The sequence below is a fragment of the bacterium genome, from assembly GCA_037131655.1.
Classification (GTDB): Bacteria; Armatimonadota; Fimbriimonadia; order Fimbriimonadales; family JBAXQP01; genus JBAXQP01.
In genome coordinates this window covers 1-5,205 of sequence record JBAXQP010000195.1, presented here as the reverse complement: position 1 = coordinate 5,205, position 5,205 = coordinate 1, and the positions used below count along the sequence as shown (strand labels likewise).

The window sequence follows — 5,205 nt, the reverse complement described above, 5'->3', positions numbered from 1 at the left end:
GCCGAGGCGGTCATCAGTCTCAGCCAGTATCGGTCGCTTCTTAATGAATGTCTCCATATGGCCAACAACTTCATCGAATTCACCGACGAGGAATCTGGCAAGGTCGATGATGTGCGCATTCAAGTCACCATGCGCGCCTGAACCGGCCAGTTCTTTTTGGAGACGCCATACTAATGGGAAATTGGGATCAACAATCCAATCCTGAAGATAGGTGCCTCGGAAGTGGAAAATTTTACCCAATTTGCCTTCGCTGATAATCTGCTTTGCGAGGGCAACTGCGGGGACCTTGCGATAGTTATGATAAAGACCATGGAGAACTCCGGCTTCTTCAACGGCTTTGACCATCTCGCGGGTCTCTTTGAGCGTGTTAGCCAACGGCTTTTCGCACAAGACGATTTTGCCTGCTTTCGCTGCAGCGATGGCAATCGGGGCATGAAGATGGTTGGGCGCAGCGATGTCAATGACATCGAGATCGTCGCGAGCAACGAATTTCTCCCAATCCGTCTCCCCTGATTCCCATCCATATTTCTGGGCGGCAGATCGGACAGCTTCTTCACCTAGTCCGCATATCCCTTTCATCACAGGTTCAATATCCATATCGAAGAAGCGGGCCACCTGGCGATAGGCGTTTGAATGCGCCTTTCCCATAAACTGAAAACCTACCAATCCGACGTTCAATGTTCGTTTCGACACTATATCACCTCCATAAGATATTTTCGCGCCTCAGGCAGAAACTCCTTCTGATGCGCTGACGATATAAAATACAACTTCTAGGAATCGTCCCTCCGGAAGGGAGGGACGATTATGTTCTATTCACAAGGATTATTTAGATTACTTAGGCGGCACTGGTGTGAGAGTCGGTTTAGTACCAGGTCTCACTGTTGGGTTTGTAGAAGGTCGAGATGGAGCCATCTGCGGGCCACGGCCGGGCATTGCAGAAGGCTTAATGGCAGGAACAACTTTATTGATGATTTTCGCAATCTCCTGAAGATTATAGATATACTCACCCATCATCTGGTTGACTGCTTTATCAATGAGTTCCTTCTTTTCTGCTGGGGTGGCCTGTTTGCCATAGGCGATTAGTTGGATGAGATGGTAACCCTGGACTGTCTTAATAGGTCCACCGACATCGCCGGCAGTTTTTAGCTTGAATGCAACATCAGCAAAAGCAGGGTCCATTTCCATTTTGCCGCGGAAGAAAAGATCGCCTCCGGTAGCCTTAGTGGATGGGTCCTCGTTAAACTCTTTTGCGGCGTCCTCGAACTTCATGCCTTCGTTGATCTGCTTTAAAATCGATTCGATCTTAGCTTTAGCTTCATCGTCATTCTTTTGAACTTCTTCAGCTTTAGTGAACTTAGCTTTAATAAGAATTTGGCGAACGTGCACAAAGTCATTGAGGTTCACTTTCAGAGTTACAATCTTCTTTAACTGAACTTGAGCTCTCGCTCTAGCTTTTAAGCGGGAGACAGGCATTCCCGTAGCTTGTAGTTGCTGCTGCCAAGTACGACCAGGAGGTACCATTCTCAGACTGTTTTTGACGGTTTCTTCCAGCAACGCCTTGATTTCGGCATTGGTGACATTAATTTTGTTCTTTCGCGCTTCTTGATCGATGAGCTTATAAAGGATCATCTCATCAAGTGTTGGGCCAACAAACCAGTCATAACCGGTAGCAAAAACATCTTTAGCTAAAATTACTTCGCCGTTAACCTTTGCTAGTACAGTATCCGGAGTGGGGGGGGTTAAGGGAACAATCTTTTCGATATTTATTTTGATGTCAGGTAATTCAGGTTGACCGTACATTCCCATGCCAGGTGCCATGTTGGGTCCTGTAGGCGGTGTTGGTTTGACAACCGGTGGTTTAGCAGGCGTAACATTGCCCTGTTGTGGTGTTGTAGGCTGTGTAGGTGTTTCTACGGCAAATGCCAAGGCTACCGCGCCGACAGCCAGTACCATTAATAATTCCTTCAAACGCATGTATCTTTCACCTCTTCATTGATGTAGCTATTTTGCTTATGTAAACGCTTCGCCAAAGCGTGTGTGCCATTCTGTGAGCCTAACTTTGGCCTAGACTGGCAAATCGCTTGCAAAGCTAGAAATGTATAATAAATTTTACCCTTCAAAACAACTTGCAATCTACAAGCGCCCTTGATTCAATTCACGTCGATGCTTAATTCGCTCGGAAAAAGGCGTAAACAACTGAATTGACAGGGCAAATCGAAAAATCAGCATTAGCGCTACCATTATTGCCCCGATATCTTCGATTAGGAAGACTACAAGCAAAGCGATATTCCATGCAGTTAACCAAGAACGCACCGAGTTGGATGGCTTTGGACTTCGTAACTCAAAATAACGTGCTGCGAACAGTCCTGTTAAGAGAAGCAATCCCCATTCTGAAAATAAAACTCTCATATTGGTATGAAATTTCCCGATTACTGTTCTAAGTAACGGGTCGGATCCTAATGATATTATTCGGCTGATATGGCCAGGTGCAAAAGCAATCAATAGAATCATCAAAGCTACTGCAGCGATAGCAATTAACCAGCGGGATAGCTTGCTCGGGAATAAAAGCCACCATCCCGTTACAAAACTCGCAAGTCCTGCAAGGGCTATGCAAGCGTTTACTCCGCGGAGCATTAATAATGGAAACACTAGAACAAGAGTTAAGACGATCCAACGAGCTGATGGGTTTCTACGTAAAATCATCGCTCCTGCTAATAAAATTACTCCAAGCCCAACTGCAGCCGAGTGATTACCAACCCCGTAAAATCGAATTCCATGAGCTGGGTTAGGACCCCAAGCAGCTCTTCCAGAAATTAGACCACCTAAAGCCCAATCGACTAAAAACATGAGTGCAATCAAGCAATAAGGAACGGGTGATTTTCCAGCAAATATAAGGGCGAGAGCGATAAAATAGCCTGTCAGCATCATGATGTTTGACCATACCGCTCCGGGGGCGACATCAAGAATTGCAGGAATCAGCAAACGCATAATACAGAGATAAGAAGCGGTTTGAAGCCAAATCATATTACGAGTTCGTCGCCAGAGCCAATATCCGGCAACAATTGTAAATGTGCAAAAAAGAGACAAGCCGATCCATGCTGTCCATGCGGAAGATTGCCACTCCCACTTTGCTTTGAGGTCTTCGAGTGTTTGGATCGGGTATGAGCTTTGTTTTTCGATCGCAGGCTGTCCGATCAAATTCTTCGGTAAATTCAATTCCATCGCTTGCAGAATCGTTGGGGTGAGATCGGAATTCGTGATTAATCCTTGAATATGAGTATTATTTGAAGTCAAGAGGCTTTTTGAATTAGCGATCTTATTGGTTGCAATGATCAGGGGAAAGATTCGATTGCGTTCAGGTTGAAAGCCTGATTGAGGCGCGAGTAGAATTAGCTTCTGGAAACGACCTTGGAGTCGGTCTACAATTTGTTTTGTGCGGATAACAGCCATCCTTCGCATGATTTGAGCTTGTTCTGGAGTGCACATTGGCTCATATCGATCCGCGCGGAGAATGTCGCCTATCTCAATAACGATGAATTGACAATGTCGGCTGGCTTCTATGTAGCTATCTTCTATGGTCAATAGGTTTGATTGAAGGCCATAAGGTGATTGAGGATTTTGAGCAGGCGGGAGGGCGCTCATATCATTATCGACATTCCCTGAAGAATCGCTAGCCAATAATCGCCCGTATCGAATAGGGTGATAGGGTAGATCGCTGTTGCCAATGACAGCCGTTTTTATCCCATTTGAATGAATAATATCAGCAAGTTGACCTATTTGTCCCCAAGCATCGATGCCATGATGAGACTTGATTAGTGATTGCCATTGTGAAGCCCAGTCTGGCCTTGCAGGGGCTGTTTCGAATTCATCTGAAGCTGCAACCTGACCACCGGCGGCGATTGTAAGCATATTGGCAGCGCCATTGCCTTCCATTTGCATAGGAAGGCGTCTCGTGCGTCCAACAATCCAACTAATTGAATATTGCCGTTCGATAGAGAGGGGCGCAGTGATTTCATAGGCTTCGTTTAGGGTGGCATCTGGAACGATAACAACCACTAGCTTAGGGATTGCATTCGCAATGCAGGATAAGATGATAATAATTAGACACAATAGGCTACGCACTTGTAATCACCTTCTGATACAAGGATGCTGTCTCAGATGCTGTTCTTCGGATATCAAATTGTTGACAGGCATATTGTCGTCCAGCTAGCGCTAAAGTCATCGCTTTTGATCGATCCTTTAATAATAGAGCTAACGATTGTGCTAGTGCATCCGGATTATTAGGCTCAACAATCAAGCCGGTTCGTTCATTTGAAATGACTTCAGAAAGTCCACCGACATTAAAAGCCACCACAGGGCGAGAGGAAGCCATCGCTTCGATAGCCGTCATCCCTAAGCCTTCAGCCCTAGATGGGACACAAACCACATCTGCGGCCGCATAAACATCATCTGGGGGGTTGATAAACCCCAGGAATCGTATTTGATCCGGCTTAGATAGCTTGCAGGTTTGCTTCATTAATTCCTCTCGCATAGGCCCATCACCGGCAAATAAAGCGATCGCGTCGGGTACTGTGTCCCATAATATTTCCATTGCTTGAAGCATTATATCAAAGCCTTTTTCTGGCGCAAACCGTCCAACGGCTGCAATAGTAGGGGCTATCTCCGCTATTCCCAGACTTTGACGGGCCTCTGTCTTTTTTGTTTCATTTTCGAAGGCGCTTAAGTCGATTCCTCCATAAATCTCATTAATTTTAGTCTTTTCAATTCCTGATTTCTCAAGAGATAAGGCGACAGCCTTTGAGACAGCGATGCAAGCGCGAGACGATCGTTCAAGACGATGGAAGATCGTATTGATAAATAGACGCGCTATTGAACCGGATGGAATTGAATATAAATTATGAGCTGTCCATATCCATGGTTTTATTGAATTAAGCGCCCATCCGGCAACCCATGCCCCGCGATAGCCGTGAGCATGAATGAGATCGTAATCTTTTGCGATTAAACGAAGCTGATGAGCAGCCTTGCGATCTTGACCAAACGAAGGGCGGGCAGGGATGAGGTCTTTGTCTGCAATATCGGCCTTGATATTATGCTCGCCAAGATGCGATGTCAGCAGTTCCACTGACCGCAACATACCACCCACACTTGGACGAATTACGTGCAATACACGAAGCATTAACGCGGTACCGTTATTGTATCGATAAT

General features: G+C 45.8%; 4 protein-coding genes. All 4 read right to left on the bottom strand.

The window, feature by feature from the left end; genetic code table 11:
- Window positions 1–693 (bottom strand): Gfo/Idh/MocA family oxidoreductase (locus WCO51_09395; protein MEI6513472.1); only part of this gene is annotated, 693 nt, incomplete at its 3' end.
- Between the two features lie 138 nt (window positions 694–831).
- Window positions 832–1,974: a peptidylprolyl isomerase gene (locus tag WCO51_09390; protein ID MEI6513471.1), complete on the bottom strand. Its 1,143-nt coding sequence runs from the start codon at window positions 1,972–1,974 to the stop codon at window positions 832–834.
- 159 nt (window positions 1,975–2,133) lie between these two features.
- Complete coding sequence (locus WCO51_09385) at window positions 2,134–4,122, bottom strand: hypothetical protein (GenBank protein ID MEI6513470.1); 1,989 nt, start codon at window positions 4,120–4,122, stop codon at window positions 2,134–2,136.
- A partial coding sequence (locus tag WCO51_09380; GenBank protein MEI6513469.1) for a glycosyltransferase family 4 protein occupies window positions 4,115–5,205 on the bottom strand: 1,091 nt, incomplete at its 5' end. The genes WCO51_09380 and WCO51_09385, both read right to left, overlap by 8 nt.

Coding starts and splice junctions, on each gene's coding strand:
- WCO51_09390 (MEI6513471.1), bottom strand. CDS start 1,974: ATGCGTTTGAAGGAATTATTAATGGTACTGGCTGTCGGCGCGGTAGCC.